27 protein-coding genes, 1 tRNA gene and 3 pseudogenes are annotated in these 26,379 nt (G+C 68.0%); 17 read left to right on the top strand and 14 right to left on the bottom strand.

The genetic code is table 11. The features are described 5' to 3' along the window. Window positions 1-2: 2 nt before the first annotated feature. Window positions 3-1,295, bottom strand: coding sequence for a PTS transporter subunit EIIC (locus OC490_RS29400; protein WP_262061039.1), 1,293 nt, complete (start codon window positions 1,293-1,295; stop codon window positions 3-5). A gap of 15 nt (window positions 1,296-1,310) precedes the next feature. On the opposite strand from OC490_RS29400, the gene OC490_RS29395 reads away from it, so the two are divergent. From OC490_RS29395 to rdgB, 4 genes are all read left to right on the top strand, one after another. After that, window positions 1,311-1,670: a PTS glucose/sucrose transporter subunit IIB gene (locus tag OC490_RS29395; RefSeq protein ID WP_262061038.1), complete on the top strand. Its 360-nt coding sequence runs from the start codon at window positions 1,311-1,313 to the stop codon at window positions 1,668-1,670. 91 nt (window positions 1,671-1,761) lie between these two features. Then, window positions 1,762-2,499 (top strand): ribonuclease PH, encoded by a 738-nt coding sequence (gene rph / locus OC490_RS29390; protein WP_019056710.1) that lies wholly within the window; start codon window positions 1,762-1,764, stop codon window positions 2,497-2,499. Between the two features lie 145 nt (window positions 2,500-2,644). Then, window positions 2,645-3,052: a hypothetical protein gene (locus OC490_RS29385; RefSeq protein WP_262061037.1), complete on the top strand. Its 408-nt coding sequence runs from the start codon at window positions 2,645-2,647 to the stop codon at window positions 3,050-3,052. 55 nt (window positions 3,053-3,107) lie between these two features. After that, complete coding sequence (gene rdgB, locus OC490_RS29380) at window positions 3,108-3,710, top strand: RdgB/HAM1 family non-canonical purine NTP pyrophosphatase (protein ID WP_262061036.1); 603 nt, start codon at window positions 3,108-3,110, stop codon at window positions 3,708-3,710. A 46-nt stretch (window positions 3,711-3,756) separates the two neighbouring features. On the opposite strand, the gene OC490_RS29375 is transcribed toward rdgB, so the two are convergent. Next, a tRNA-Leu gene (locus OC490_RS29375) sits at window positions 3,757-3,831 on the bottom strand. A 10-nt stretch (window positions 3,832-3,841) separates the two neighbouring features. Then, window positions 3,842-4,081, bottom strand: a pseudogene (locus tag OC490_RS29370) (HNH endonuclease); the annotation flags it as partial. Between the two features lie 4 nt (window positions 4,082-4,085). On the opposite strand from OC490_RS29370, the pseudogene OC490_RS29365 reads away from it, so the two are divergent. Continuing rightward, a pseudogene (locus tag OC490_RS29365) lies at window positions 4,086-4,349 on the top strand (GNAT family N-acetyltransferase); the annotation flags it as partial. On the opposite strand, the gene bcp reads toward OC490_RS29365, so the two are convergent. Beyond that, window positions 4,330-4,797 carry a thioredoxin-dependent thiol peroxidase gene (gene bcp / locus OC490_RS29360; protein WP_262061035.1) on the bottom strand — a complete coding sequence of 156 codons (468 nt, stop codon included), beginning with the start codon at window positions 4,795-4,797 and terminating at the stop codon, window positions 4,330-4,332. The pseudogene OC490_RS29365 and the gene bcp overlap by 20 nt on opposite strands. Window positions 4,798-4,891: 94 nt before the next feature. Here bcp and OC490_RS29355 point away from each other — a divergent pair, with 94 nt between their 5' ends. Together OC490_RS29355 and OC490_RS29350 are read left to right on the top strand one after the other, a co-directional pair. After that, window positions 4,892-5,239, top strand: a complete 348-nt coding sequence (locus OC490_RS29355) for a DUF3618 domain-containing protein (protein ID WP_262061034.1) — start codon at window positions 4,892-4,894, stop codon at window positions 5,237-5,239. 56 nt (window positions 5,240-5,295) lie between these two features. Next, window positions 5,296-5,652, top strand: coding sequence for a GroES family chaperonin (locus OC490_RS29350; protein WP_026178110.1), 357 nt, complete (start codon window positions 5,296-5,298; stop codon window positions 5,650-5,652). 85 nt (window positions 5,653-5,737) lie between these two features. On the opposite strand, the gene OC490_RS29345 is transcribed toward OC490_RS29350, so the two are convergent. Next, window positions 5,738-8,158, bottom strand: a complete 2,421-nt coding sequence (locus OC490_RS29345; RefSeq protein WP_262061033.1) for a transglycosylase domain-containing protein — start codon at window positions 8,156-8,158, stop codon at window positions 5,738-5,740. A gap of 242 nt (window positions 8,159-8,400) precedes the next feature. On the opposite strand from OC490_RS29345, the gene OC490_RS29340 reads away from it, so the two are divergent. The 4 genes from OC490_RS29340 to OC490_RS29325 all read left to right on the top strand — a co-directional run bounded on the left by OC490_RS29340 (window position 8,401) and on the right by OC490_RS29325 (window position 11,939). Beyond that, complete coding sequence (locus OC490_RS29340; RefSeq protein ID WP_262061032.1) at window positions 8,401-9,201, top strand: ABC transporter permease; 801 nt, start codon at window positions 8,401-8,403, stop codon at window positions 9,199-9,201. A gap of 82 nt (window positions 9,202-9,283) precedes the next feature. Then, window positions 9,284-10,048, top strand: a complete 765-nt coding sequence (locus OC490_RS29335) for an ABC transporter permease (protein WP_262061162.1) — start codon at window positions 9,284-9,286, stop codon at window positions 10,046-10,048. Window positions 10,049-10,050: 2 nt separating this feature from the next. Further along, on the top strand, window positions 10,051-11,028 hold the full coding sequence (locus tag OC490_RS29330) for an ATP-binding cassette domain-containing protein (RefSeq protein ID WP_262061031.1): 978 nt from the start codon (window positions 10,051-10,053) through the stop codon (window positions 11,026-11,028). Window positions 11,029-11,081: 53 nt separating this feature from the next. Further along, on the top strand, window positions 11,082-11,939 hold the full coding sequence (locus OC490_RS29325) for a DUF1707 domain-containing protein (RefSeq protein WP_262061030.1): 858 nt from the start codon (window positions 11,082-11,084) through the stop codon (window positions 11,937-11,939). A gap of 40 nt (window positions 11,940-11,979) precedes the next feature. Here the strand turns inward: OC490_RS29325 and OC490_RS29320 are convergent, their stop codons facing one another. Further along, on the bottom strand, window positions 11,980-13,329 hold the full coding sequence (locus tag OC490_RS29320; RefSeq protein ID WP_262061029.1) for an SGNH/GDSL hydrolase family protein: 1,350 nt from the start codon (window positions 13,327-13,329) through the stop codon (window positions 11,980-11,982). Between the two features lie 106 nt (window positions 13,330-13,435). On the opposite strand from OC490_RS29320, the gene OC490_RS29315 reads away from it, so the two are divergent. Next, complete coding sequence (locus OC490_RS29315; protein WP_262061028.1) at window positions 13,436-14,782, top strand: DUF445 domain-containing protein; 1,347 nt, start codon at window positions 13,436-13,438, stop codon at window positions 14,780-14,782. A 110-nt stretch (window positions 14,783-14,892) separates the two neighbouring features. Continuing rightward, entirely contained in the window at window positions 14,893-15,315 is a 423-nt protein-coding gene (locus OC490_RS29310; RefSeq protein ID WP_262061027.1) for a hypothetical protein, read from the top strand. 43 nt (window positions 15,316-15,358) lie between these two features. Here OC490_RS29310 and OC490_RS29305 read toward each other — a convergent pair whose 3' ends face one another. Next, the gene (locus OC490_RS29305) at window positions 15,359-15,670 is read right to left on the bottom strand and encodes a hypothetical protein (RefSeq protein WP_262061026.1); all 312 of its coding nucleotides are present in this window, start codon (window positions 15,668-15,670) and stop codon (window positions 15,359-15,361) included. Window positions 15,671-15,914: 244 nt separating this feature from the next. Here OC490_RS29305 and OC490_RS29300 point away from each other — a divergent pair, with 244 nt between their 5' ends. The 4 genes from OC490_RS29300 (at window position 15,915) to OC490_RS29285 (ending at window position 20,805) form a co-directional block, all read left to right on the top strand. Next, complete coding sequence (locus OC490_RS29300) at window positions 15,915-17,207, top strand: DUF3500 domain-containing protein (protein WP_262061025.1); 1,293 nt, start codon at window positions 15,915-15,917, stop codon at window positions 17,205-17,207. Further along, window positions 17,204-18,586: a HupE/UreJ family protein gene (locus tag OC490_RS29295; RefSeq protein ID WP_262061024.1), complete on the top strand. Its 1,383-nt coding sequence runs from the start codon at window positions 17,204-17,206 to the stop codon at window positions 18,584-18,586. Before OC490_RS29300 ends, OC490_RS29295 begins: the two co-directional genes overlap by 4 nt. 60 nt (window positions 18,587-18,646) lie before the next feature. Continuing rightward, window positions 18,647-19,255, top strand: coding sequence for a TetR/AcrR family transcriptional regulator (locus tag OC490_RS29290; RefSeq protein WP_262061023.1), 609 nt, complete (start codon window positions 18,647-18,649; stop codon window positions 19,253-19,255). Window positions 19,256-19,359: 104 nt separating this feature from the next. Further along, window positions 19,360-20,805, top strand: a complete 1,446-nt coding sequence (locus OC490_RS29285; RefSeq protein WP_262061022.1) for an alpha/beta hydrolase domain-containing protein — start codon at window positions 19,360-19,362, stop codon at window positions 20,803-20,805. A gap of 86 nt (window positions 20,806-20,891) precedes the next feature. Here the strand turns inward: OC490_RS29285 and OC490_RS29280 are convergent. From OC490_RS29280 to OC490_RS29250, 7 genes and pseudogenes are all read right to left on the bottom strand, one after another. Beyond that, window positions 20,892-21,833: pseudogene (locus OC490_RS29280) on the bottom strand (hydrolase); the annotation flags it as partial. Window positions 21,834-22,090: 257 nt separating this feature from the next. After that, on the bottom strand, window positions 22,091-22,939 hold the full coding sequence (locus OC490_RS29275; RefSeq protein WP_262061021.1) for a hypothetical protein: 849 nt from the start codon (window positions 22,937-22,939) through the stop codon (window positions 22,091-22,093). Between the two features lie 188 nt (window positions 22,940-23,127). Further along, a complete protein-coding gene (locus OC490_RS29270) occupies window positions 23,128-23,520 on the bottom strand; it encodes a hypothetical protein (RefSeq protein ID WP_262061020.1) in 393 nt (130 codons plus the stop codon). 83 nt (window positions 23,521-23,603) lie between these two features. Then, on the bottom strand, window positions 23,604-24,041 hold the full coding sequence (locus OC490_RS29265; protein WP_262061019.1) for a hypothetical protein: 438 nt from the start codon (window positions 24,039-24,041) through the stop codon (window positions 23,604-23,606). A gap of 590 nt (window positions 24,042-24,631) precedes the next feature. Further along, entirely contained in the window at window positions 24,632-25,462 is an 831-nt protein-coding gene (locus OC490_RS29260) for a helix-turn-helix domain-containing protein (protein WP_262061018.1), read from the bottom strand. After that, window positions 25,459-25,980, bottom strand: coding sequence for a DUF6879 family protein (locus tag OC490_RS29255; protein WP_262061017.1), 522 nt, complete (start codon window positions 25,978-25,980; stop codon window positions 25,459-25,461). Before OC490_RS29255 ends, OC490_RS29260 begins: the two co-directional genes overlap by 4 nt. Next, window positions 25,964-26,173, bottom strand: coding sequence for a hypothetical protein (locus OC490_RS29250; RefSeq protein WP_262061016.1), 210 nt, complete (start codon window positions 26,171-26,173; stop codon window positions 25,964-25,966). The genes OC490_RS29255 and OC490_RS29250 overlap by 17 nt, the downstream gene beginning before the upstream one ends. Window positions 26,174-26,379: the final 206 nt, after the last annotated feature.

The following is a 26,379-nucleotide window of genomic DNA, read 5'->3' as shown; positions in this document are numbered from 1 at the left end:
CCTCAGGCCTTCGTGACGTCCTCCTGCTCGTCCTCCGGCTCCCGTCCCGGAGTCTTCAGATCGAACTTCGTGATCGCGAACCGGAAGACGACGTAGTACACCGCCGCGAAGCACAGCCCGATCGGAATGATCGCCCACGGCTTCGTCGCCAGATTCCAGTTGATCGCGTAGTCGATCAGACCCGCCGAGAAGCTGAACCCGTCGTGCACCCCGAGCCCCCAGGTCACCGCCATCGACACACCCGTCAACACCGCGTGCACCGCGTACAGAACGGGCGCGATGAACAGGAACGAGTACTCGATCGGCTCGGTGATACCGGTCACGAAGGACGTCAGCGCGACCGACAGCATCAGCCCGCCCACCTCTTTGCGGCGGCCCGGCTTCGCGCAGTGTGCGATCGCGAGCGCCGCCGCCGGCAGCGCGAACATCATGATCGGGAAGAAGCCCGAGGTGAACTGCCCCGCGTTCGGGTCACCCGCCAGGAACATGTTGATGTCACCGTGCACCACCGTCCCGTCCGGCTTGGTGTAACTGCCGAACTGGAACCAGATGGGCACGTTCAGGAACTGATGCAGCCCCACGACCAGCAGCGCCCGGTTGGCCAGCCCGAACACCCCGGCACCCAGCGCGCCCCGGGCGCTCAGCCAGTCGCTGAAGTGCTCAAGACCGGTGCCGATCGGCGGCCAGATCCACAGTGCCACCGCCGCGACCGCGATCGCCACGAACGACATGATGATCGGCACCAGCCGCCGCCCGTTGAAGAAGCCCAGCCAGTCCACCAGCTTCGTACGGTGGTACCGCGCCCAGAAGAACGCGGTCAGCAGTCCCAGCACGATCCCGCCGAACACCCCGGGATTCTGGTACGTGAACGCCGAGACCGAGTGATCGGCGGCCTGGCACCCGATCCCGGGCACCACGTCCGTACCGCCCGTGCAGTCCTTGGGGAACTGGCGCAACACGTTGTAGTAGACGAGGAAACCGACCAGCCCGGCCAGCGCCGTCGACCCGTCCGACTTCTTCGCCATCCCGATCGCGACACCCACACAGAACAGCAGCGGCAACCCCAGCTGCCCGTCCAGCAGCGCGCCGCCCGCACCCGCCATCACCTTCGAGACATTGGTCCACCCCAGCCCGTCGTCCCCGAACACGTCCGGCTGCCCGAGCCGGTTGAGGATGCCGGCGGCCGGCAGTACGGCGATGGGGAGTTGGAGACTGCGGCCCATCTTCTGCAGCCCCTGGAACACCTTGTTCCAGGAGACGCGCCCGGGACCGGCGGCGGCACTGTCGGCACTCATGGACGCCCCTCGGTAATGTGGTGTAGACCAGTTGGTGAAGTGATCGTCACCATCATTCGGCACGCACGACATGACCGCTCGCGAAGCTGGGCCAACTGTGGGTTACTGCGACAAAGCGGTTCGGATCAGGGAGAGAACACCATGGCCACCAAGGCTGAGAAGATCGTTGCCGGGCTGGGCGGCATCGACAACATCGAAGAGGTCGAGGGCTGCATCACCCGCCTGCGCACCGAGGTCAAGGACCCGAGCTTGGTCGACGAAGCCGCCCTGAAGGCCGCCGGCGCCCACGGCGTCGTCAAGATGGGCACCGCCATCCAGGTCGTCATCGGCACGGACGCGGACCCGATCGCGGCGGACATCGAAGACCTGATGTGAAGCACGGGGATCATCCCCGGTTTCGCGTACCGAGGGGCTCTTCCCGGATCCGGGAAGAGCCCCTTCCCCGTCTACCACTAGGCTCTTCGCCATGTCTCGAATCGACGGCCGCACCCCCGAACAGCTCCGCCCCGTCACCATCGAACGTGGCTGGAGCAAGCACGCCGAGGGCTCCGTCCTCGTCTCCTTCGGCGACACGAAGGTCTTCTGCACCGCCTCCGTGACCGAAGGCGTCCCCCGCTGGCGCAAGGGCAGCGGCGAGGGCTGGGTCACCGCGGAGTACTCCATGCTGCCCCGCGCCACCAACACCCGCGGCGACCGCGAATCCGTCCGCGGCAAGATCGGCGGACGCACCCACGAGATCAGCCGCCTGATCGGCCGCTCGCTGCGCGCCGTCATCGACTACAAGGCCCTCGGCGAGAACACCATCGTCCTCGACTGCGACGTCCTCCAGGCCGACGGCGGCACCCGTACGGCCGCCATCACCGGCGCGTACGTCGCGCTCGCGGACGCCGTCACCTGGGCCCAGGGCAAGAAGCTGATCAAGGCCGGCCGCCAGCCGCTCACCGGAACGGTCTCGGCGGTCTCGGTCGGCATCGTCGGCGGAGTCCCGCTGCTGGACCTCTGCTACGAGGAGGACGTCCGCGCCGAGACCGACATGAACGTCGTCTGCACCGGCGACGGCCGCTTCGTCGAGGTCCAGGGCACGGCCGAGGCGGAGCCCTTCGCGCGCGACGAACTCAACGCGCTCCTCGACCTGGCCGTCGCCGGCTGCGACGAGCTGACCGCCGTACAGCGCAAAGCACTTGAGGCCGCGCTGGAGAAGTAAGAGGCTTGGCAAGGCAAGTAAAGGACGTACAAAGCGAGGCGGGCCGCGGGGGCAACCCGGCGGCCCGCCCTCGCGTCCCTACGCATACGGAACGGAAACGGGGAGTGGCCACAGAAGCCCACCCCCCACGGGGAGGAAACCGACCATGGCCGCCGCAAGCCGACGCAGTCGTCGACGCCGTATCGCCACAGCCGTCACCGTCGTGGTGATCGGCCTGACCGCCGGACTCGCCACCGGCTGCGACGCCGTCGGCAAGGCCATCGACTGCGTCCAGACCGCCGACACCATCGCCGACAGCGTCACCGGCCTCCAGCAGGCGGTGGAGAACGCGGCCAACGATCCCACCCAGACCGACGAGTCCCTCAACTCCATCGAGAAGGACCTCGACAAGATCGGCGACAAGACCGACAACGCGGACGTCAACAAGGCGGTGGACAACCTCAGCAAGGCCGTCGACAACGTCCGTACGGCGGTCAAGAACGGCGACAACACGCCTGACATCAGCCCCGTCACGGACGCGGCGGGCGAACTGACGAAGGTCTGCACGTCGTAGCCGCGGGGCGGGGTTGGGATACGGGAGTGAGGCGGGGGCCGGGATACTGAACGCCATGACACGCCTGATCCTCGCCACCCGCAACGCCGGGAAAATCACCGAACTGAGGTCGATCCTCGCCGACGCGGGACTGCCCCACGAACTGATCGGTGCCGAGTCCTACCCCGACATCCCCGACGTCAAGGAAACGGGCGTGACGTTCGCGGAGAACGCCCTGCTGAAGGCCCACGCCCTGGCCCAGGCAACAGGCCTCCCGGCGGTGGCGGACGACTCGGGCCTCTGCGTAGACGTCCTGAACGGCGCGCCGGGCATCTTCTCGGCCCGCTGGTCCGGCCAACACGGCGACGACAAGGCCAACCTGGACCTGCTGCTGGCCCAGCTCTCGGACATTGCGGACGAGCACCGGGGCGCCCACTTCGCCTGCGCGGCGGCCCTCGCGCTGCCGGACGGCACGGAACGAGTGGTCGAGGGCCAGCTGCGGGGACTGCTGAGGCACGCGCCGACGGGCACGAACGGCTTCGGCTACGACCCGATCCTCCAGCCGGACGGCGACACGCGAACCTGCGCGGAACTCACGGCGGAGGAGAAGAACGCGATCAGCCATCGGGGGAAGGCGTTTCGGGGGTTGGTGCCGGTGGTGCGTGAGCTGTTGGGCTGAGCGTAGAAGGGCGCGCGCCGGAGTCGGTGGCGCGCCCTTCACAGAGTGGGCCCGGTGGGACTCGAACCCACGACACACCGGACCTAAACCGGCGCCCTCTAGCCAGCTGGGGTACGGGCCCACAGCGCTGCTCACTCTACTGTGCGCCCCTGCGAGGGCGTACGCGGAGATCGATTCGCGAAGGTCTTCGTCTGGCTGTGACAGGACGGGCACAGGTACCGCAGGTTCTCCCTCCGGTTGTCCAACCGGTCTCCGTTGATGTGGTCGATCTCCAGAACGAGCCGCTTTCCCTGCCACACGTCACCGACACCGCAGGTCTCACAGATGTGCGGGACGCCAAGGTCGTCGAGTGCCCGCCGCAGTTGCACCGTCCAGCGGCCCGTCGGGTTCGCGTTCGTGCGGGGGATCAGTGGGCCCACTCGGGTGCTCAACAGCTTCTTCGTCGTGCGCGGTGCCCGGCGGCACCCGGGCCGTTGGGAGATCGCGTTTCAGGACGCCAATCCGGGGGCCGTGGCGGTCTGGCGGCTGGTCGGGGAGGACCTTGCCCCGGGGGAGTGGAACGAGGAGGGCAGGTCGGTTCCTGGGCGGGCCGACCTGCCTCCCGATGTGTGGGCGTCGTTCAGATACCCAGGTCCTTGATGATCTTCGCCACGTGGCCCGTGGCCCGGACGTTGTACAGCGCGTGCTCGACCTTGCCGGACTCGTCCACGATGATCGTGGAGCGGATCACGCCCAGGTAGGTCTTGCCGTAGTTCTTCTTCTCGCCGAAGGCCGCGTACGCGTCGAGGACCGTCTTGTCGGTGTCCGCGAGGAGGGTGATCTTGAGGTTCTCCTTCTCGCGGAACTTGGCGAGCTTCTCCGGCTGGTCGGGGGAGATGCCGATGACGTCGTACCCGGCGCCGGCCAGCACCTCCAGGTTGTCCGTGAAGTCGCAGGCCTGCTTGGTGCAGCCGGGCGTCAGGGCCGCCGGGTAGAAGTAGACGATGACCTTGCGGCCCTTGTGGTCGGCGAGGGACACCTCGTTGCCGTCGGCGTCGGGAAGCGTGAAGGCGGGGGCAACGTCCCCGGGCTGGAGTCGTTCACTCATCGCGCTAGCGTAACCGGGGGTGCTGACAGTGCACTCCGCGCGAGAGCTGACAGACTGTCCGGCACAAGTACCAGCAGACTTCGGAGGCCGTACGGTGGCGGACACGTCGAACACGCCGGACACCAGAACCCCGGCGCAGATCGAGGCGGACATCAATCGTCGCCGCGATGTCCTGGCCGACACGCTCGACGAGATCGGGGTGCGGGTGCACCCGAAGACCATCGTGGGCGACGCGAAGGCCAAGGTCGCGTCCAGCATCGATCACACCCTCGGGAAGGCGTACGTCGGCGTCAACCGCGTCGTGAGTGACATCAAGGGTCAGTTCGTGGACGACGAGGGAGCGCCGAGGGTGGAGCGCATCGTTCCCGTTGCCCTCGTCGCCGTCGGGGTCGTGGGGCTGTTCGTCCTCGGTTCCCGGCGCGGCAAGGGTCGTAAAGGCTGATTTCGCGGGGCACCCGGGGGCGTACCGACGGGTCGGAGGCAGGTAGGTTCGTGGGTGTGAGCGCCAAGAGAGACGAGCAGAGCACCCAGCACGACAAGCTGCCCATCCGGATGCTGCACGACCGTGTGCTCGTGCGGCAGGACAAGAGCGAGGGCGAGCGGCGTTCGGGCGGCGGGATCCTGATTCCGGCGACGGCCGCGGTCGGGCGGCGGCTGGCCTGGGCGGATGTCGTCGCGGTGGGTCAGAACGTACGGACCGTCGAGCCCGGCGACCGGGTTCTCTACGACCCGGAGGACCGCGCCGAGGTCGAGGTGCGCGGGATCGCCTACGTCCTCATGCGCGAGCGCGACCTGCACGCGGTGGCCGCGGACCGTTTCGAGGGCTCCGAGGACTCGACCGGCCTGTACCTGTAGTACGAAGCCTCCAGAAGCCCCGAAGGGGCTGGTGACCGTGGTCACCAGCCCCTTCTGCCGTGCGCCCCTGTTCAGCGGGCTCCGCTCACTCCTTTTTCCGTGCCGTGCTCTGCGGTCCCGCCGTCGTCCCCCCGGTCGTCGTGCCGCCGGTGGTGCCGTCGGTCGTGGTTCCCGTCGTGCCGCCGGTCGTCGTCGTGCCGTCCGTGGTCGTGCCCGTGGTGCCGCCGGTGGTGGTCGTGGAGCCGTCGGTCGTGGTGCCGGTGGTGCCGCCGGTTGTCGTGGTGCCGCCGTCGGTGGTGGTCGTGCCTCCGGTGGTGCCGCCGTCGGTCGTGCCTCCGTCGGTGGTGCCGCCCTGGGTCTGGCCCTGGTTGCCCTGGCCGCCGGTGGTGGTCGTGCCGCCGTTGTCCTGGCCGTCGGTCGTCGCGGGCTGCGAGGGCTGGATGCTCGGGGGTGCGACCGTCTCGGCGCCGTCCTGGAGCTGGAGGTCGAAGTCGCTCGCCTCGGTGCCCTTCAGGGCCGCCTTGGTGAACTGGGCCCAGATCTCGGCGGGCGCCCCGCCGCCGTTGACGCGGGCGAGGCCCATCACGCCGTAGAGCGGCTCGTGGGCGGCGGTGGTCGGGTTCTGGCCCATGACGGAGACGACGGTGGCGAGGTCGGGGGTGTAGCCCGCGAACCAGGCCGCCGTGTCCTTCTCCGCGGTGCCGGTCTTGCCGGCCGCCGGGCGGTCGGCGCCCTGCGCGGCGGTCGCGGTGCCGTTGTCGACGACGCTCTCCAGGACGTTGGTCGTGGTGTCGGCGGACTCGCGGCTCACCGCGCGGGTGGTCTTCTGCGCGGGCAGCTTGACCTGGTCCGTGCCGTCCTTGGTGATCTTCGAGATCATCGTGTACGTGTGCCGCTCACCGTGGTTGGCGAGGGTGGCGTACGCCTCCGCCATGTCGAGGACGCTCGCGGTGGACGGGCCGAGCGCGATGGACGGGGTGGCGGTCAGGTCGGGGGTGTCGGCGGGGATGCCGAGGTCGATGGCCGTCTTCTTGATCTTGGCGGGCCCTACGTCCACTGCCATCTGCGCGTACACCGAGTTGACGGACTTGTCGGTGGCCGTACGGACGGTGATGTCGCCGTAGGAGACGCCGTCCTCGTTCTCGGGGGCGTACGAGCCGCCGCTCCAGCCTTCCACGGGGCGCTTGTCGGTGCCGTCGTAGTAGGTGTTGGGGGTGATGGTCTGGCCGTCCTGGGTCTGCGAGTCGTTCTGGATCGCGGAGGCGAGGACGAACGGCTTGAAGGTGGAGCCGACTTGGAAGTCGCCGCGGGTGGCGCCGTTCGTGTACTGCTTGACGTAGTCGATGCCGCCGTACATGGCGACGATCTGCCCGGTCTTGGGGTCGACCGAAGCGCCGCCCGCGCGCACGTAGTTGTCGACCTTGCGGCTCTTCTTGTCGAGCTTGGACATGAGTTGGTCGTTGACGGCCTTCACGAAGGCGTCCTGCTTGCTCTTCTGCAGGGTGGTGGTGATGCGGTAGCCGCCGGCTTCGAGGGTGTCCGCGTCGATGATCTTGTTGGTGGCGAGGTAGTCCTTGATCGCGGTGACGATGTAACCCCGCTGCCCGGACATGCTCGTCGACGCCGTGGCCTCCTTCGGCATCGGGAACTTCATGCCGGTGCGCGCGGACTGGGTGAGCCAGCCCTTCTTGACCATGCCGTCGAGGACGTAGTTCCAACGGGCCACCGCGGCGGCCTTGTTCTCCGGATGCGCCACGACGTCGTACTCGCTCGGCGCGTTCAGCAGCGCGGCGAGGTAGGCGCCGCGGCCGGCGTCGAGGTCGATGGCGTCCTTGCCGTAGTAGGCCTGGGCGGCGGCCTGGATGCCGTAGGCGTTGCGGCCGAAGTAGCTGGTGTTGAGGTAGCCCTCGAGGATCTGGGACTTGGACTCCGTGCGGTCCAGCTTGATCGAGATGAAGAACTCCTTCACCTTGCGGGTGACGGTCTGTTCCTGGCCCAGGTAGTAGTTCTTGACGTACTGCTGGGTGATCGTGGAACCGGACTGGGTGCCCTTGCCGGTGGCGGTGTTCCAGGCGGCGCGGACCATCGCCTTCGGGTCGACGGCGGACTCGGAGAAGAAGTCCCGGTCCTCGGCGGCCAGTACGGCGTGCTGGGCGTTGGCGGAGACCTGGTCGAGTCCGACGTTCTCGCGGTTGACCTCGCCGTCGCGGGCGAGTTGGGTGCCGTCCGCGTAGAGGTACACGTTGGACTGCTTGGTGGCGAGCGCGTTGGCGGGCGGGATCTTGACCATCGAGTAGCCGAGGTAGAACGCGCCGATCAGCAGCGCCACGAGCGTGACGACCCCGGCGAGCGTCATCCGCCAGGTGGGGATGATCCTGCGCCATCCGGTGCGCTTGGGCCGCTTGGGCTTCTTGCCCCCGGACACCTCAGGCTCGTGAGCCGCTGCTTCCGGCTCCCTGGGTGCCCAGCCCTGCTGGGGCTGTTGCGGTTGCGGCTGGTCGCTCATGTCGTGCACGGACTCCTGTTTCGCGTCGTACCGTCCCGTACGGGCCCGCATGTTCCCATACGGTCGCGTATGTTCCTGTACGGCCTTGTGCGCTTCTGCGCCCCCAGACGAAGACTCTCGCACCATGCGTTCCGTTCCCGACCATCGGCACGCACTTGCCCGGAAAATGCGTGGCGTGCGTCACCACCTGCGCACTAGGCTCCTGCGCTTCGGTGTCAAGAGGTGGTGGAGGGCGGTTTCCGGTGGGTGCTGGGCGGTTGTACGCGGCCGTCGCGGCGGGGGGTTTCAGACGGTACGCGACGTATCGGGCGGCGACGCTCGCCGGGGTGTTCACCAACACCGTCTTCGGCGTGGTGCTCGTCTACACCTATCTGGCGCTGTGGGACGAGCGTCCGCATCTCGGGGGCTACGACCAGGCGCAGGCGGTGACCTATGTGTGGCTGGGGCAGTGTCTGTACGCGACGCTGGCGATCCAGGGCGGCGGGTTCGAGAAGGACCTGATGGAGCGCATCCGTACGGGTGACATCGCCGTCGACCTGTATCGTCCGGCCGATCTCCAACTGTGGTGGCTGGCAAGCGACTTCGGGCGGGCCATGTTCCAGATGCTGGGGCGGGGCGTGATCCCGTTCGTGTTCGGCTCACTGTTCTTCCCGATGGCGCTGCCCACGGACGTCACATCCTGGGCGGCTCTCCTGGTGGCGCTGCTGCTCGCGATCCTCGTCAGTTTCGGTATCCGCTATCTGGCGGCCCTGAGCGTGTTCTGGCTGATGGACGGCACGGGCATCAACCAGGCCATGATGATCCTGGGGATCTTCTGCTCGGGCATGGTGCTCCCGCTGAACGCCTTCCCGGGCGTGCTCGGCGACGTCGTACGGGCACTGCCGTGGGCGGCACAGATCCAGGTGCCGGCGGATGTGCTGATGGGGAAGACCGACCCGCTGGGGGCGTACGCCTTTCAGGCGACCTGGGCGGTGGTGCTGCTCACGGCGGGGCGGCTGATGCAGTCGGCGGCTACGCGGAGGGTGGTGGTGCAGGGTGGTTGAGACGACCCACCGGAGTGAGTACCGGACCGGGGAACTGCCGCGCTGGCGCGAGGGGTTGCGTGCCTACGGGTTGATCGCCGGGATGTGGATCCGGTCGAGCATGACCTACCGCGCGTCCTTCGTCATCACGGTCGTCGGCAACCTGCTGGTGACCGGCCTGGACTTCGTCACGATCCTGCTGATGTTCTCGCAGGTCGACTCGCTGGGCGGCTGGTCGCTGCCCGAAGTCGCCTTCCTGTACGGCCTGTCGGCGACCGCGTTCGGGATCTCCGACCTGGTGCTCGGCTCGATGGACGTGCTGGGTGCCCGCATCCGCGACGGCTCCTTCGACACCCTGCTCGTGCGCCCGGCGCCGGTGCTGGCCCAGATCGGAGCGGACCGGTTCGCGCTGCGCCGCCTGGGCCGGATCACGCAGGGCGGCCTGGTGCTGGGGTACGCGCTGCTCCACATCGACGTCAACTGGACTGCCGGGAAGCTGCTGTTGGTGCCGGTGATGCTGATCTGCGGGGCGGCGATCTTCGGGGCGCTGTTCGTGGCGGGCGCGGCCTTCCAGATCCTGGCGCAGGACGCGGCCGAGGTGCAGAACGCGTTCACGTACGGCGGCACCACACTGTTGCAGTATCCGCCGGCCGTGTTCGGCAAGGACTTCGTACGGGGCGTGACCTTCATGCTGCCGCTCGCCTTCGTCAACTGGGTGCCCGCCTCCTATGTGTTGGGGCGGCCGTATCCGCTGGATCTGCCGCCGGGCGCGGAGTTCGCGTCGCCGCTGGTGGCGCTCGCCTTCTGTGCGCTGGCCGGTCTGGCGTGGCGGGCGGGGCTCAAGTCGTACCGAAGCACCGGGAGTTGAGGGTGACAGAGCAGGCGTTCATCGAGCTGGACCGCGTCGAGAAGGTCTTCGACGTGCGCAAGAAGACCGGGTTCATGAAACGGGAGCGGCGCCAGGTGCGGGCCGTCGACTCGATCTCCTTCGCCGTGGCGCGCGGTGAGATGGTCGGCTACATCGGGCCGAACGGCGCCGGGAAGTCGACCACCATCAAGATGCTGACCGGCATCCTCACCCCGTCCGGGGGCCGGCTGCGGGTGGCCGGCATCGACCCGTCCCGTGAGCGCACCCGGCTCGCGCACCGCATCGGCGTGGTGTTCGGGCAGCGTACGACCCTGTGGTGGGACCTCCCGCTGATCGACTCGTACAAGCTGATGCACCGCATGTACCGCATCCCGGACGCCCGTTACGCCGAGAACCTCGACCGCTGTGTCGAACTCCTCGAACTGGGCGCCCTGTTGGACGTCCCCGTACGTCAGCTCTCGCTCGGCCAGCGGATGCGCGGCGACATCGCGGCGGCGCTGCTGCACGACCCCGAGGTGCTCTACCTCGACGAGCCGACCATCGGCCTCGATGTCATCTCCAAGGCCAAAGTGCGGGAGTTCCTGCGGGAGTTGAACGCCGAGCGGGGCACCACGGTCCTGCTCACCACCCATGACCTCCAGGACATCGAGCAGTTGTGCTCGCGCGTGATGGTCATCGACCACGGCCGTCTGATGTACGACGGTCCGCTCACCGGGCTGCACGAGGCGGGAGAGAGCGAGCGGACCCTTGTGGTGGACCTGGAGCGGGAGTTGCCGCCGATCGAGGTGCCGGACGCGCGGGTGGTGAAGGTGGAGGGCCCGCGGCAGTGGCTGACGTTCCCGGCGTCGGCGTCGGCGGCTCCGCTGGTGGCGCGGATCGCGGCGGAGTACCCGATGGTGGATCTGTCGGTGCGGGAGCCGGACATCGAGGCGGTCATCGCGAAGATGTACGCGGAGCAGGCGGAGAAGGCGGTCTCGTAGTCCCTCGTTGCCCCTCGTAGCCCTCCGTCGAACGGTCTCGTAGGCTGCGCTGTATGACCGACGACGCAGTCCCGGAGCTTCGCGCATCCGATGCCGACCGTGAGCGAGTCGCCGAGGTCCTGCGCGACGCCGTCGCCGAGGGCCGGCTCGACATGGAGGAGTTCGAGGAGCGTCTTGAGGCGACGTACAAGGCGCGGACGTACGCCGAACTGACCCCCATCACCCGCGACCTGCCGGCCCCCGGGGTCACCCCGCCGCCGGTGAGCATGGTCAAGGAGCCGGTGGAGAGCGGGAGTTGGGCCGGGCGGATCGTCGGCGGCGAAGGGTCCTCGACCGCTGCCGTGGCCATCATGTCCGGGTTCCAGCGCAAGGGCCGCTGGACGGTCCCCAAGCGGTTCACCGCCGTCGCCTTCTGGGGCGGCGGCGAGATCGACCTGCGCGAGGCGAACTTCGCGGACCGCGAGGTCGAGATCAACTGCATCGCGATCATGGGCGGTGCGCAGATCATCGTGCCGCCGGGCGTCGAGGTCGTCGTGCGCGGCATCGGCATCATGGGCGGCTTCGACCACAGCCAGGAGGGCGTGCCGGGCGACCCCGGCGCCCCGCGCGTGATCATCACGGGCTTCGCCTTCTGGGGCGGGGTCGGCGTGGAACGCAAGCTCCCCCGGGCCGAGCGTCAGCGGCTCAAGGAGGAGCGGCGCCGGCAGAAACTGGAGGGCGGTTCGTCGACGAAGGAGCTCTACGGCTCCCACCGAGACGCGCTGTCCGGCCTGGACGACGCCCATCGCGAGGCCATGGAGGAGCACCGCGACGCGATGCGCCGTCGGCACGAGGAACGGCGCGAACGGCACGAGGAGCGGCGGGAGCGGCACCGGGAGCGGCGGGAGCGCAGGCACCGCGACTGGGACTGATCTGGGACTGACGGGGACTGACGGGGACTGATCCGCCGGTTCACAACCGGGCGGGGACCGCGCCCTTGAGGTCGGCCAGGTCGATGGTGTCGGCCATCTTGCGGTAGCCCCGGTCACCGGGGTGGAGGTGATCGCCCGAGTCGTACTCGGAGGCGTATCTGCGCGGGTCGTACGGGTCGCGCAGCGCCTTGTCGAAGTCGACGACGGCGTCGTACACCGTGCCGCTCCTGATCTCCGCGTTGACCCGCTGCCGTACGGCGTCCCGGGCCGCCGAGTACCGGGGGTAGCCGCCGAAGGGCATCAGGGTCGCGCCGACGACCTTGACGCCGTGGGCGTGGGCCTGGCGGACCAGGGCGCGCAGACCGGCCAGGATCGCGTCGGAGTCGGCGTCGTGCAGGGTGTCGTTGACGCCGAGGTCGACGATGACGACCTTGACGTTCGGGCGGTCGAGCACATCACGGGCGAAGCGGGTCAGGCCGTCCTGGTTCTCGGCGGGCCGGCCGGCCTGGCTGGTGAGTATCTGGTTGCCGCTGATGCCCTCGTTGACGACGCTGTAGCGCGGCACGTCCTTTCGTCCGGCTGCCACGGCCGCGCTCAGCCGCTGCGAAAAGGCGTCCGGCCAGCGGCGGTTGGCGCTCTGGGTGGAGGTGGACCCGTCGGTTATCGAGTCGCCGAACGCGACGACCGTGCCGGTCGCGTCGCGACTCAGCACGTCCAGCGCGGTCAAGTAGCGCCACACCGAGGTCCGTTGGGTGTAAGGCGCGCCGCTCGGGTTCTCGACACGGTCGCCGTCGGCCAGGTACGAGGTCTGCCGGGCGTACGGGTGGAAGGTGACCGGGCCCGAACCGGCGGGGGCGTAGGTGGTGACCAACACGTCGGCGCCCTGCGGGACTTGGAGGCGTACGGCGTCGCTCAGGGCCTGCTGCCCGGCCGGGACGGTGACGGAGGTGGCGCCGCTGAAGGTCAGCCGGCGCATGGTGCCGGGGGCCGCGGCGGAACTGTTGTGGCCGGCCGCGAGGGCGATCGAGGCGTGGGTGAGAGTCAGCGGGGACCGGCCGTAGAGGTTGGAGAGGGTGATCCGGGCGCTCGTCCCGGCGGCGCTCGTGTGGACGATGTTGCGCACCGAGCGGCCCGCCATGCCCGTCGGCCCGGTGCCGGGCTCGCCGCCCACCGGGGCGGCGGACCAGGCGCCGACCCAGATACCGGTCGAGGCGGGGGCGGCGGAGTGGGCCCCGGCGGAGGTCGTCCCGGCGTCGCGGGTTCCGTCACCGGCGGAGACACCGACGTATATGCAGGCGGAAACGGCCACGATCAGGGTGATGATCGCGGACAGCAGGGCACGCTGCTTTGTGGGGGACACCCCCACGCCCCCAGTACGACGCTTGGTCACGCGGTGCGGATCTCCTCGGGTGAGTGGCAGGGCCCTGCCATTCTGCACTTTCGGGTGACGTCGGGAACTCCTGTTCTGTCCCGGGAGTCGGTCAGGAAGGGACAATATGCACGGTACCGGCGAACGGGTGGAGCGGATGGAACGTACGGAAGTGGCCGCTGAGGGCGACGGGTCGCCCTCCCGCCGCACGATGACCACGTTCAGCGCGGCCGACGAGGAGAAGCAGCGCGGCGTACGCCGGATGAAGCTGACGGCGCTGGCCCTGCTGCTCTTCGTGGCCGTCGTGTACGTCCTCGCCAAGTGGGCGTCGAACGCGGGCGCGGGCCCCTGGGCGGGCTATGTCGCCGCGGCGGCCGAGGCCGGCATGGTCGGCGCGATGGCCGACTGGTTCGCGGTCACCGCCCTCTTCCGCCACCCGCTCGGCCTGCCCATCCCGCACACCGCGATCATCCCCACCAAGAAGGACCAACTGGGCGTCTCCCTGGGCGAGTTCGTCGGCGAGAACTTCCTCTCCGAGGAGGTCGTACGGCAGCGTCTGCGCGCCGTCGGCATCGGCAGCCGGCTCGGCGCCTGGCTGGCCGTACCGGACCACGCCGACCGGGTGACGGCGGAGCTGTCGGCCGCACTCCGAGGAGCCCTCACCGTCCTGCGCGACTCCGACGTCCAGGCGGTCGTCGGCGAGGCGATCACCCGTCGCGCCGACGCCCAGGAGATCGCGCCCGGCATCGGTAAGATGCTGGAGAAGATCGTCGCCGACGGCGGTCACAAGCGGGTCGTCGACCTGATCGTCACCCGCGCGCACGACTGGCTCGTCCTGCACGACGAGCAGGTCATGGACGCCGTCGAGGGCGGCGCGCCCGGCTGGACCCCGAGATTCGTCGACAAGCGGATCGGCGAGCGCGTCTACAAGGAGCTGCTCCGCTTCGTCACCGAGATGCGCGACATGCCCTCCCACCCGGCCCGCGGCGCCCTGGACCGCTTCCTCGGCGACTTCGCCGCCGACCTCCAGTCCGACACGGACACCCGCGCCCGCGTGGAACGCCTCAAGGGCGAGGTCCTCGGCCGCGGTGAGGTCCAGGACCTGATCGCCAGCGCCTGGACGTCCGTACGCTCGATGATCGTGTCGGCCGCCGAGGACGAACGCAGTGAGCTACGGCTGCGGGTGCGGGCCTCGCTGCTGTCGCTCGGCGCGCGGATGGCGGTCGAACCGAAGCTCCAGGAGAAGGTCGACGGCTGGGTCGAGGGTGCCGCGGTGTACGTCGTCACCACCTACCGCAAGGAGATCACCTCCCTGATCACGGACACGGTGGCGGGCTGGGACGCGGAACACACGACCCGCAAGATCGAGGCGAACATCGGCCGCGACCTGCAGTTCATCCGGATCAACGGCACGGTGGTGGGGTCGTTGGCGGGACTGCTGATCTACACGGTGTCGCGGCTGGTGGGGGTGTAGGAGCGGGAGGACCTGACGCTCCCGGATCCGAGGCTGCCGAACCCGAGTTCGCCGGATCTGAGTACGCGTACTCTGTTGCGGCCCCGGCGCACCGGGGAACCCTCGTACGTATGACCGAGAAGCTGCTGAGCCCCCTGCGGACGCGCACCTGGCCGGAACGCTGGCTGATCCGCACCCTCGGCGCCGCCCTCGCGTCGGCGGCGTACTTCGTGTGCGTCGCCTGGACGGGGGCGTCCGTGCCGGGCGCGCTGGTCCTCGCGGTGCTTCTGCTGCTCCTGGCGGGCTACCTCGGCCGCCGCGACGACCCGGCCTGGCCGGTCCTGCTGGTGGCGGTGCCCCCGGCCGGCCTGATGTACGTCACCCACCCGCGCGGGTACACCAACTGGCCCGACGAGGCCGAGTGGCCCCAGCAGTGGGCGTTCGCGACGCTCGTGATCGGTGTGGGGGTGCTGGTGGCATCGGCGGTGGGCCGACGCTTCCGGCCGTGCGAGGAGGACTCGACGGAGGGCGTGCTGTCGGCCCACGGCTGCTGAACGGCCGTAGCGGACACGCTTCTTGGTGACAACGCGTCCGGGGTCACGCCTGCCGGTCGGCGACCACCCAGGACGCGAGGGCGACGGCGCCCGCGACGCCGAGGACGGCGGGCCAGGCGCCGACCTTCTTGGCCAGCGGGTGGGACCCGGCGAACGCGGCGACATAGGCGACGGTGAGCGCGCCCGCCGCCTTTCCGCCGGCCCGCTGCCGCCACTGCTGCGCGGCGGTGGCCCCGGCAACGACCAGTACGGCCCCGCCCAGTTGACGCTTCTTCGTCCAGCGGGCCACGCCGTACCCACCGACGAGCCCGCCCGCGGCGACCGCCGCGCTGGGGATGTTCGGGACCTTGGCCATGATGTGCCTCTCCGGTAGCAGGAAACCCTATTCGCGCGACAAGCTTAACCTGTCAAATGCCTGAGTGAATTCTCTGAATTCGGGCCGCATTGCTGTGGAACCTGAAACTTATTTTATCCACGTGACGGTCCATTGAGATTTCGGTAAGAACCTCGATAATGTTGTCAACAATCGCGCGAACGGCCGGTCGGCGCTCCGCTGACGAGCGGAATCTCTGGAATTACTGGAATCAAAGGAGTCGTTCGTGAGCAGAGACAGAACCCGTCTGGTACGCACGAGACGGACCTGGCGCGGCATAGCCGGAGCCGTTACCGCAATTGTGCTGGTCGGCGGCGGTTTCGCCGTGGCGAATGCCTCGACGGACACCCGGACCGGAAAGTCGGCCGCAGGCGTCAAGCGCCCGGTCGACAAGAAGGCGACCGGCACCGCAGCCGTGGTCAGCGCGGCCAACGAGTTCCTGAACACGCTGGACGCCGACCAGCAGGCCTCCACCCTGCTCGACCTCACGCAGGCCAACGCCACCGCGTGGTCGAACCTCCCGTGCGGCTCGTCCTGCCGTCCCGGCATCCAGCTCGGCTCCCTGACGGACACCCAACTGGCCGCCGCCATGAAGGTGTTGAAGCTCGCCACGGGCACCGGCAAGAACACCGGGTACGACCAGATCACGCAGATCATCAAGGCCGACGACGTGCTCAACTCGGCCCAGAGCACCAGCTCCGCGGGCCCGGCACCGTCGGACACCGCGTCGAGCACGGCCTCCGCGGACCCGTCCGCCACCGACACCGCCACGGCGACCCCGACCTCGACGGCCACCGACGCGCCGACCGACGTCCCGACCGGCACCCCGCCCTCCGGCGGCACCGGAGGCGGCGGCCTCGGCGGCTACGGCAGCGGCGTCTACTTCCTCGCCTTCCTCGGCACCCCCTCCGCCACCGGCACCTGGCAACTGCACTTCGGCGGCCATCACTTGGCCCTCAACCTCACCTACAAGAACGGCAAGGTGGCGGGCGCCAGCCCGTTCTTCGTCGGCGTCGAGCCCACCACCTGGACCGACGACGACGGCACCACGTACTCACCGCTCGCGACCATGCGCGACGGCCTGCTCGCCCTCACCGGCAGCCTCAGCACGGAGCAGCTGGCCACCGCCAAGCTGTCGGAGTCCTTCAGCGATGTACTCCTCGGCCCGGGCCAGGACGGCCAGTTCCCGGAGACGAAGGAGGGGATCAAGGTCAGTACGCTCTCCCCGAAGCAGAAGCAGCTGGTCCTCAAGGCCATCCACCCCTGGATCGCCAACGTGGACGACGCCACCGCGAAGAAGCTCATGAAGACGTACGAGCACGAGCTGAACCAGACCTACGTCGCCTACTCCGGCACCACCGCCCTCGACACCCAGGGCGACTACGTGCGCATCGACGGCCCCGGCGTCTGGGTCGAGTTCGTCTGCCAGAACGGTGTCGTGTACCGGGACCAGATCCACTACCACACCGTGTACCGCGACCACACCCGCGACTACGGCAGCGAGTTCACCTTCTCATGACCCGACCGCGAACTTGGCTGACCACAGCGCTTCGCCTGGTGGCCGGGATCGCGATCGTGGTACCGGCGGCGCTCCTGCTCGGAGCGTCGCCGGCCGCCGCGCACCCGATGCCGCACTCGGTGGTCCAGCTCGACGTGTACAAGGACTCCGTCACCGCCCAACTGGCCCTGCCGGTGGGCGACTTCACCACGGCCAGCGGCATCGACCTCAACACCGTCGCATCGTCCGCCCTCCCCACCAGGGCCAAGGCGATCCGCACCTACCTCGCCGCCCACATCCACCCGACCACCCTCAAGGGCCAGGCATGGCAGGTCACCATCGGCGCCCTGAGCCTCAGCCGCACCGAACAGACCTCCACCGGCCCCTACCGCGAGCTGGTCGCCAAGGCCGTACTCACCCCGCCCACCGGCGCCGACGTACGCCATTTCACCTTCGACTACGACGTGATCGTGCACCAAGTAGTCACCCACATAACCCTGGTGACGGTACGTCAGGACTGGGCGGCCGGCCGGGTCACCGGCGACGGCGCCACCCAGGTGGGCACCATCCGCCTCGACGTCCGACACATGAAGGTCCCACCACTGACGGTCGACCTGGGCAAGGGCAGCGCGTGGCGAGGCTTCGCAGCCATGCTCCAACTCGGCGCCAACCACATCCTCACCGGCACCGACCACCTCCTGTTCCTGCTCATCCTGCTGCTGCCCGCACCGCTGTTGGCGGCGGGAGGCCGCTGGAACGGCGGTCCGGCCGGCCCCCGCGCGGCGCTCACGCGCATCGGCCGCATCACCCTCGCCTTCACGGTCGGCCACTCGGTCGCACTCGCCGCCAGCGCCCTCACCCACCTCCAGATCCCCGGCCGACCGATAGAGGCGTTCATCGCGGCGAGCATCCTCGTGGGCGCGGTCCACGCGATCCGCCCGCTCTTCCCCGGCAAGGAAGCCCTCGTGGCCGGCGTCTTCGGCCTCGGCCACGGCATGGCGTTCTCCTTCGTCCTCGCCGAAATGCACCTGTCCACCGGCCAGTTGGCGTCCAGCCTCCTGGCCTTCAACCTGGGCATCGAACTGGTCCAACTCCTGCTGGTCTGCCTGGCGTTGCCGTCGCTGCTGGTACTGGCACGCCTCCGGGTACAGCCCGCACTTCGCGTGACGGGAGCCCTGGTCACGGCCACGGCGGCGATCGGCTGGCTGGCGGACCGCCTGGGCCTGCCCAACCCGGTGGCGAGGGCGGCGGACAGCGCGGGATCGCACACGACGGGGATGCTGACGGCGCTCGCGGTGGCGGCGGTCGCGGCGCTGGCGGCGGTCGGCTGGACGCGGGTCGTCCGCCAACGCGGGCGCGCGCTCCGGGAGTTGGAGACGGTGACGGAGCCCGCCGTATAGGGAAAAGTTTGCCGTCCCGGCATCTTTTCCCTTCCGGCAACTCGGAGTACGGTCCGGGGCGTGGCGGCAGAGACGGGTCCGACGGGTCTACGGGAGCGCAAGAAGGCGCAGACGCGCACCGCGTTGGCGAGTGCGGCGATGCGGCTGGCGCTGGAGCGCGGGGTGGAGAACGTCACCGCCGACGCGATAGCCGAGGCCGCGGACGTGTCGCCGCGCACCTTCCGCAACTACTTCTCCGGCAAGGAGGAGGCGATCGTGGCCGAGCTGGTCGACGGCATGGGCTACATCGCCGACGGACTGCGCAACCGTCCGCCCGGCGAACCGCTGTGGGAGTCGCTGCGCCATGCGCTGACGTTCTCCGCGTTCCTGCCGCCGGAGCAGTTGCAACAACTGGCCGTCAAGGTACGGATGGTCATGGCGAGCAAGGCCTTGCTGGGCTCGCAGCTGGCGATCTTCGAACGGCTCGGCGAGCAGCTCACCGCGGTCGTCGCCGAGCGCACCGGGACGGACGCGAGCCGCGATCTGTACCCGCGACTGACGGGTGTCGTAGCGGCGAACGCCCTGCGCCTGGCCGTCTTCATGTGGCTTGAGTGCGAAGGCGAGTCGGACCTCGCCGAGCTGACGACCGACGCGCTCGCGCAGCTGCGGGCGGGGCTTCCCGAGCCGTAGGGACAACAACGCAGTGAGGCATCAACTCTGAGGAGGCATCACTCATGAACGACGCGAGACAACGGCCGCGCACCCGAAGTCGCCGACATTCGGTGCTGGCTGTCGTGGCAAGCACGTGCCTGTTCTTAGGATTCTTAGGGGTTCTGGCGCCAACTGCCCAGGCCGAGGCGGCGGTTGGTCCGGCAGCGGTCACCGGCCCGGTCACCGGCGGCAAGGGCGCCGTAGTACTGCAAGGCACGACCTTCGACCTCGCGAGCGTGGGATACACCCAGTCGGAGTTCTTCCTCTCCGGCACGGCCACCTCCTACACGCCGACCGCGCCGCTGGGCTCGGACGGCCGCTGGAGCGTGACGCCCGCGAGCACCGCGCCGTACACGACTAGGATTGTCATGGACAGGCCATTAAACCCGGCCCGCTTCAACGGGACGGTCGTGGTGGAGTGGCTCAACGTCTCCGCCGGCCTGGACGTGGCCCCGGAGTGGATCTACACCCACAACGAACTCATCCGTGAGGGCTACGCCTGGATCGGTGTCTCCGCCCAGGCGACCGGCGTGGCCGCCACCAAGGCCGCCGACCCGGTCCGCTACGCGGCCCTGTCCCACCCCGGAGACAGCTACTCCTACGACATCTTCTCCCAGGCCGGACAGGCCGTACGGGACTCCGCGGCCACGATCCTCGGCGGCCTCCGCCCGCGCGCGGTGCTGGCCGAGGGCGAGTCCCAGTCGGCGTTCCGCCTCACCACGTACATCGACGCGGTCCAGCCCCTGGCGCACACGTACGACGGATTCCTCGTCCACAGCAGGGCCGGATTCGCGGCAGCGCTCTCGCAGGCACCCCAGGCGGACGTGCCCACCCCCGCGGTCGTCCGGTTCCGCACCGACACGGACGTCCCGGTGCTCACGGTGGAGACCGAGACCGACCTGATGCTCCTGGGCTATCTGACGGCCCGTCAACCAGACGCAGGGCGCCTGCGGTTCTGGGAGATCGCCGGCACCGCGCACGCCGACGACTACGTGGCGAACGTCGGCGCCGCGGACACGGGGGACGGGGCGGTGACCGCGGGGGAGTTGGATGCCATGCTCGACCCGCCGACCGGCACCCCCGGCTTCTCCTGCGCGGCCCCGATCAACACCGGCCAGGCGCACTACGTCATGGACGCCGCCCAACACGCCCTGCGCAGCTGGGTCTTGACCGGAATCCCACCGGCCAAGACCTCTCAGCTGCAGGTGACCACCAGCAGCGACGGCACACCCGAGTTCGTCCTGGACGCCAACGGCAACGCCACCGGCGGAGTCCGAACCCCCGCCGTGGACGCGCCGGTCGCGGCCCTGTCGGGCCTGGGCCAGACCGGATCGGCCCAGTTCTGCTTCCTCTTCGGCACGACAACTCCCTTCAGCAGCGCGAAACTTGCCGCCCTGTACCCCACGCACGCGGAGTTCGTCAGGCAGTGGGCCACACGAACGGCGGCTGCGGTCGCGGCAGGGACGATCCGGCCGGCCGATGCGGCGAAGCTCGTCGAGGCGGCGGTGAGGTCCGACATCGGAGGCTGAAGGAAGCCTGGCGGGTACGGCTCGGGGGCCGCACCCGCCCACTCGGTACTGGCTCAGCGTCGGTTGGTTATGCCAGTTGGCTACGAGGAGAGCCACTCCGTGGCGTTGAGGGCGAGGGCGGCGTTGGTGGCGCCGGTGTCGTTCCAGCCGTCGTAGAGCGTGTTGCCGGACTGACCGGTGCCGTCGTCGACCGGCGAACTGTCGCCCCAGAACGCGACCTTGCCACTCCCGAAGGTGCTGGTGGCGAAGAAGGCGCCGGTGTTGCCGGAGTAACCGCTGCGGTACAGCAGCCCCTTGGCGGCGGAGTTGTCGGCGGGCTTGATCGTGGCGGTCGTACCGTTGGCGATGAGGCTCTTGGTGACGGTACCGAAGGAGCCGTGCAGCACCGGGTTGCTGCTGTCGCTGATGGCGGCCGGGTAGCCGGAACTGATGTTGAGCGAGTCGATGGAGAACCCGAACGGGTCCGTCGAATCAACGCTGTTGTTCGTCATCAGGTCGTTGAGGATCTGGACCGCGTCGTACCCGTCGTTGTTCCGGTCGGACCCGGTGTGGTCGGAGATCATGAACAGCCCGCCACCGGCCTTCACGAAGTTCATGATGGCGGTCTTCTCGGCGGTCGTGAACTTGATGTTGGGCTCGGGCAGCACGAGCGTGTCGAAGTTCGACAGGTCGTTCGCCGACGATCCCCCGTAAGTCAGCGCGCTGGTGGCGGTCTTGAGGCTGTAGTCACCGGTCTGCTGCAGCGCGATGCCCCACGACGACAGCGCTCCCGTCCAGTCCTTGTCGGAGGAAGGAGAGGAGTCCTGGGCGAGCGGATCGGGCTTGCTGGTCGAGATGATCCAGTCGGCGTTGCCGGCTTCCTCGGCGTGCCCGTCGTCGAAGAGAACGCGGTGCGTGGTGGCCGCGGTGGCCGCTGCGGCGGGGGTGACGGTGGCGGCCTGGGCGACGGCGCCGGTGGCGAGCAGACCGAGGACGGTGAGGGCGGTGGTGAGCCTACGACGTGACGTGAACTTGCCAAGACTGGGCATCCGGTGAACCTCCGTGAAGTGGGGGGATTCCATGAGTGGGGGTGGAATGAAGTGGAGTGAACAGGGGGTGCGGGTGCTGCGGATGTAGCCGACTGGGGTGAACTGCGATCTGTGATCTGCGGTGAATCTCCGCGCGTAGAACGGTGGTTGAGTGATCACCGATCAACACAAGGGAGGACGGTACACACGCGATCGGGACCGGCGGGAGGGCCTCCCGCCGGTTCACGTAGATCTCTTACTCGGACGAGCCGAGCTGCTTACCGGACGTCGACGAAGTCGCCGGGCGCGGTCGCCGCGGCGGTGGTGGAGGTGCCGGCGAAGACGTACCGGTAATACCCGTCGACCGTGGCCTTGGTGGTGGTCTTCAGAACGCCGGTGCTGTTGGTCTTGACCGTCTTGAGGGTGGTGTAGGTGCTGCTGCCCTTCTTGCGGAACTGCAGCTTCGCAGGCTGGGACACGTACCCCGCGTACTTGCCCGTCGCCCAGTTCGCGCGGGCGAGCTTGCCCGTGACCGTGATGGTCTTGCCCTTCTTGACCGGCTCGGGAGTGGCATCGGCGGTCAGCGTGGAGGCCTTCTTGATCGAGGCGGTGGCGACATCGTCGTTGTAACTCGCGTTCGCGTACAGGTCCCAGGCACCCAGGAACAGCTTCCAGGTCCCGGCCACGCCGTTGTCCTTCATGTCGGTCGCGGGGTGGATGTTGAAGACGGCCTTGCAGGTGTACGTCCCCTGGGTAGCCGTCTCCGTGCAGGCGGGGTCGTCGTCCGTCCCGAGCCCACCGGTGATCCCGTCCGTGGTCGAACTGTCCGTCCCCTGCCACAGGAAGGCCTCGGTGAGAGCGATGCCGCTCGCGTTCGTGGCGGTGTACGTGACGGTGACGACCTTCGTACCGGTGGTACCGAGGACGATGTCCTTGCCCCCGTTGATGACGGCGTGCGAGAACTTGGTGTTGCCCAGGGAGTCTCTGGGCTGAACGGCCGCCGAGGCGAAGGAACTCAGCCCTGTCGCGGCCCCCTTACGCTCCGCCGCCTGAGCGGCAACCGGAAGAGCGAGCGCGGACAGAACGACAGCACCGGAGACAACACCGGCCGCAACGCGTATACGCATGAAACCCCCACGGGAACCCGAGAGGCCCGCCCAAGTCTTGCCTTGGCCGGGCCTGTTGATCTCTGCATCATATGAACCCAGGTCGGAAATGGTGAAGATCTCTTGTGCAATAAGTGCGTAACGGGACAGTGGGGGTTGGGGAGTTGGCGTCGGCTGGGGAGGTCGCATCGACGATCTCGGATCACCACTCAGAGCCTCACGAGCGCAATCCGGCCGGTCATCAGCACCTCGTGATTGGCGAACAGCGCGTCGAGCTCGAAACGCCGGTTGATGTGTGCCGTCCACTTCGCATGCGGCAGGTCCGTGTACGCCCTGACCATCCGCGCGCGACTCGCCTGGGTGATGATCCACCGGGCCTGGTCCTCACCCTTCGTACGCCCGCCGAGGTCGTGCGCCAACCGCCAGAGAGGGTCTGCGTCGTCTTCACCGCCTTCTCTTCCTTCTTCTCTGCCTACGGCGGTGACCAGCCCGATGTCTCCCAGCTCACGCTCGTCGCTGGACTGCGTGGTGTAGGCGACGGTGAGGCCTTCGAGGGGAAACACGGTCACGCGACTGGTCGCGGTCAGCACGGTCAGCGGCACGGTGCCAGTCCGTTCTGGTATGGGGGAGCGGACCGGGCGGCCCGGCCTGGGGATGCTGGGCCGCCCGCGGGGTTGGGAAAGGCTCAGCAGCAGGGCCCGTCGCCACAGCAGGCCGGCGGGTTGCACTCCGCGGCCGTACCCCACAGCCGTTCATCGACCTCGAAGCCCGCCGCCCGGATTTTCTCGACGACCTCGGTCATCAGCCCGCCGCTACGGGTCTTGCTGTTCGGCTGGTGATGCAGGAAGTAGCCGAACTGCTCCTGACACCAGTTGGCGTACCAGTCGGTGTGGAGGATGAGCGTGTGCCAGCCGGGATCGACCTGCTGGGACGGCGCCATGGAGACGCCTTCTCCCCTCGAACCCATGACGAAGACCAGCGCGAGTGCTTGGTCCACGACCCGGTCTGCGACGGCGGGTTCGAGGCCGTACTCGTCGGCACAGAACGCGGCGAGCGTGGTGAAGTCGGCGTCGGGGACGAGGGAGCGGCCGGTGCGGGTTCCGGCGGCGACGGTGGTGGTCATCGCTTGGCCCCTTTCCTGCGTGGCCCGTTGAGGGGCGGGGTCGGGCCTGGTGGCCTTTCGGGTCCGGGCGGCGTTGAGCGGATCACGAATTCACCTCACAGCTTGAGGATCTATGGGCGGGATTGATACGCGCGGGGTGGAAGTCGGTGAGAATTTGCAGTTATTGCTTGTGTCGTCCGGTCATACGCTCCGTGCGTCACCGCGTTGGCTCTTCTTCCATGCCGTTTTCCACGTCCGATGCAGATTTTGTGCCTCGGGGCACATCTGGTCAGGCTTGGTTCTGCAGAAATGGCAGGTCAGGCAGTGATCGGTGAGGGCGTTGAACGCCTTGGCGACGTCGCGATTCGCAGTGCAGTGTGAGCACCGGCACGGTGGCCATTCCGAAGTGACTGCGGGAACTGGAAGATTGCCGCCGAAGATGGCTCGTTCAGGGCTCCATGTCTTTCCAGAGTCGCGAGAAACGCGCAAGGTCATCAGAGGTGTCGGGAGATTCCGTGATGACGTCATCCATCCTCCCCGGTTCGGTGATGTCTCTATGATTCACCGGGTGAGCGGATGGTCCGAGCAATATTCTCGTTGTGGATTAAAGATCATCGGTAAGCGTCGGCCCACTGTTGCATCAAGTTCCTTGCCTCGCCGCCGAAGTGGGCACGCTGTTCGAAATGAGAGAACACGGCAAGATATTCGGATATGTCTCGGGGGTCTCGGAAGACCATGCGCCCAGTGAAATTTTCGACTGTTGCCAGCCGTGCATCATAGATCGTGAACGTGTTCATCGGTCCCCGCGCCATCTCGGTCCCGATCGGAAGGATGCCGATGCGAATGTTTGGCAGGTGGGACAGTGATACGAGACGATCAATCTGCACCGCTATGGCGGATTTCGGGACGGTCGCCCATCGCACCGCCTGCTCGGTCAGGAGGAAGGTGAAGGACTTTGCCGTGTCGTAGAGGATGGCTTGACGCTCCAGCTTGCGGGCCACAGTCTTTGACGAGTCACCCGGTGTGTGAGTCAGGCTGGCGCGAACATACTCAGGCGTAGCCAACAGGCCCGTAATCATCGCAGGAAGGAAGTATCTCAGCTCTGCTGCCTCTCCCTCCAAGGAGGCTAGCTCGGTCTGTCTTTTCTCCATGCCGCGGCGCCAGGAAGAGCGTTTGTCCTGCCACTCGGTATTCGCGATGCGCGCGAGAGCGGTGACTTCCTCGACTGTGCCGGGCGGTGCGCCGAGAGCCCGGAGGATACGCTCCACATCAATGAGCTTCGGCGTCTTCTTACCGGTCTCGAACTTACTGATCTGGCTCTGCGACATGTTGCAACGACGAGCGAGCCGGTCTCCAGTGAGACCGGCTCGTTTACGCAACTCGCGGAGTGTTGCTGCTAGATCAGTCCTTGATTGCCCCAGCTGTTCAGGCTCAAAGGTCACTCGAAGTCTCTCATATACTCGGAGAATGGTACCGAGTGAGCCAGCGAAATCCGCCTCCACTCTAGATACGGGGAAAGGTCGCCGGTGAACGTCTCACGGCTGATCTGTGTCCCGTCCGGCCGGAAGTTGAGAAACACTATGCGCTCCTCATCGAACAACCACCAATCCACTCCCGAAAGAGGAAGGCCGTAGTCTTCTTCTGTGACATCCAGGATACGGATGTCTTCACCTGCGGCTATATTTCCCGGTATTCCCCACGCAAACTGGTACCGCTGATATTCCGTCAACGGCCGCCGCACGACCCGCACTCGCCCAATGCTGCGCCCTGAGGCTACGTATCCATGTACTCGTTCGTGCCAGCGCACATTATGGTCAGCCGGCTTCGGCTCACCGCGAAGGAAACGAGCGACGTTCTCGGCCTCCCTGGGCATGGTGTAGGTCGGCTGAGCTTCGAATCGCCACGCCTCACGTTCGTACGTGTCGAATGTCCTCCGCCATTCGTCACCATCCAAGAGCACGTACAGCCTCCTTGAGTACCGACTCAGGGATCTCCACCAGGGCCTCACCCTCCGGTGGCCGGAAGGCGTCTGACACGTTGCCTTGGACCACGATGGACCCCTTTGCCGTGCGGTAGACGTTTGGGCAGTCGTCGTCATCGCAGTTGGTTCCGTTGCCCGATCCAGTGAGCCGAGTCAGTTGCTCGCGCGCCATGATGTCCCCTCTGTCCTGCCCGTCCGGCGATCTCTCTGAAGGACGCTACGGAGGACGTAGCGCCTCGTCCACGCCGACTCCGAAATATTCCCGACCTGGCATAAGCGATTGTTCGCGAGAGCCGAAGCGTCCGCAGGCGGCGCATGACCCTCCCCGTAACGACGGCTGGGCACTGGCTCAACAGCGCCCGGTACTCCGGCGGTTCG

It is taken from the genome of Streptomyces sp. STR69 (genome assembly GCF_024519455.1).
In the GTDB taxonomy this organism is placed as follows: domain Bacteria; phylum Actinomycetota; class Actinomycetes; order Streptomycetales; family Streptomycetaceae; genus Streptomyces.
Note: the sequence above shows the minus strand (reverse complement) of the source record. Positions and strands in the feature narration are given on the sequence as shown.

What these genes read in the sequence shown, in the direction of transcription:
- OC490_RS29400 (WP_262061039.1), bottom strand. Translation starts at nt 1,295, where the DNA reads ATGAGTGCCGACAGTGCCGCCGCCGGTCCCGGGCGCGTCTCCTGGAAC.
- OC490_RS29395 (WP_262061038.1), top strand. Translation starts at nt 1,311, where the DNA reads ATGTGGTGTAGACCAGTTGGTGAAGTGATCGTCACCATCATTCGGCAC.
- rph (WP_019056710.1), top strand. Translation starts at nt 1,762, where the DNA reads ATGTCTCGAATCGACGGCCGCACCCCCGAACAGCTCCGCCCCGTCACC.
- OC490_RS29385 (WP_262061037.1), top strand. Translation starts at nt 2,645, where the DNA reads ATGGCCGCCGCAAGCCGACGCAGTCGTCGACGCCGTATCGCCACAGCC.
- rdgB (WP_262061036.1), top strand. Translation starts at nt 3,108, where the DNA reads ATGACACGCCTGATCCTCGCCACCCGCAACGCCGGGAAAATCACCGAA.
- bcp (WP_262061035.1), bottom strand. Translation starts at nt 4,797, where the DNA reads ATGAGTGAACGACTCCAGCCCGGGGACGTTGCCCCCGCCTTCACGCTT.
- OC490_RS29345 (WP_262061033.1), bottom strand. Translation starts at nt 8,158, where the DNA reads ATGAGCGACCAGCCGCAACCGCAACAGCCCCAGCAGGGCTGGGCACCC.
- OC490_RS29335 (WP_262061162.1), top strand. Translation starts at nt 9,284, where the DNA reads ATGTGGATCCGGTCGAGCATGACCTACCGCGCGTCCTTCGTCATCACG.
- OC490_RS29325 (WP_262061030.1), top strand. Translation starts at nt 11,082, where the DNA reads ATGACCGACGACGCAGTCCCGGAGCTTCGCGCATCCGATGCCGACCGT.
- OC490_RS29315 (WP_262061028.1), top strand. Translation starts at nt 13,436, where the DNA reads ATGCACGGTACCGGCGAACGGGTGGAGCGGATGGAACGTACGGAAGTG.
- OC490_RS29310 (WP_262061027.1), top strand. Translation starts at nt 14,893, where the DNA reads ATGACCGAGAAGCTGCTGAGCCCCCTGCGGACGCGCACCTGGCCGGAA.
- OC490_RS29305 (WP_262061026.1), bottom strand. Translation starts at nt 15,670, where the DNA reads ATGGCCAAGGTCCCGAACATCCCCAGCGCGGCGGTCGCCGCGGGCGGG.
- OC490_RS29295 (WP_262061024.1), top strand. Translation starts at nt 17,204, where the DNA reads ATGACCCGACCGCGAACTTGGCTGACCACAGCGCTTCGCCTGGTGGCC.
- OC490_RS29275 (WP_262061021.1), bottom strand. Translation starts at nt 22,939, where the DNA reads ATGCGTATACGCGTTGCGGCCGGTGTTGTCTCCGGTGCTGTCGTTCTG.
- OC490_RS29265 (WP_262061019.1), bottom strand. Translation starts at nt 24,041, where the DNA reads ATGACCACCACCGTCGCCGCCGGAACCCGCACCGGCCGCTCCCTCGTC.
- OC490_RS29250 (WP_262061016.1), bottom strand. Translation starts at nt 26,173, where the DNA reads ATGGCGCGCGAGCAACTGACTCGGCTCACTGGATCGGGCAACGGAACC.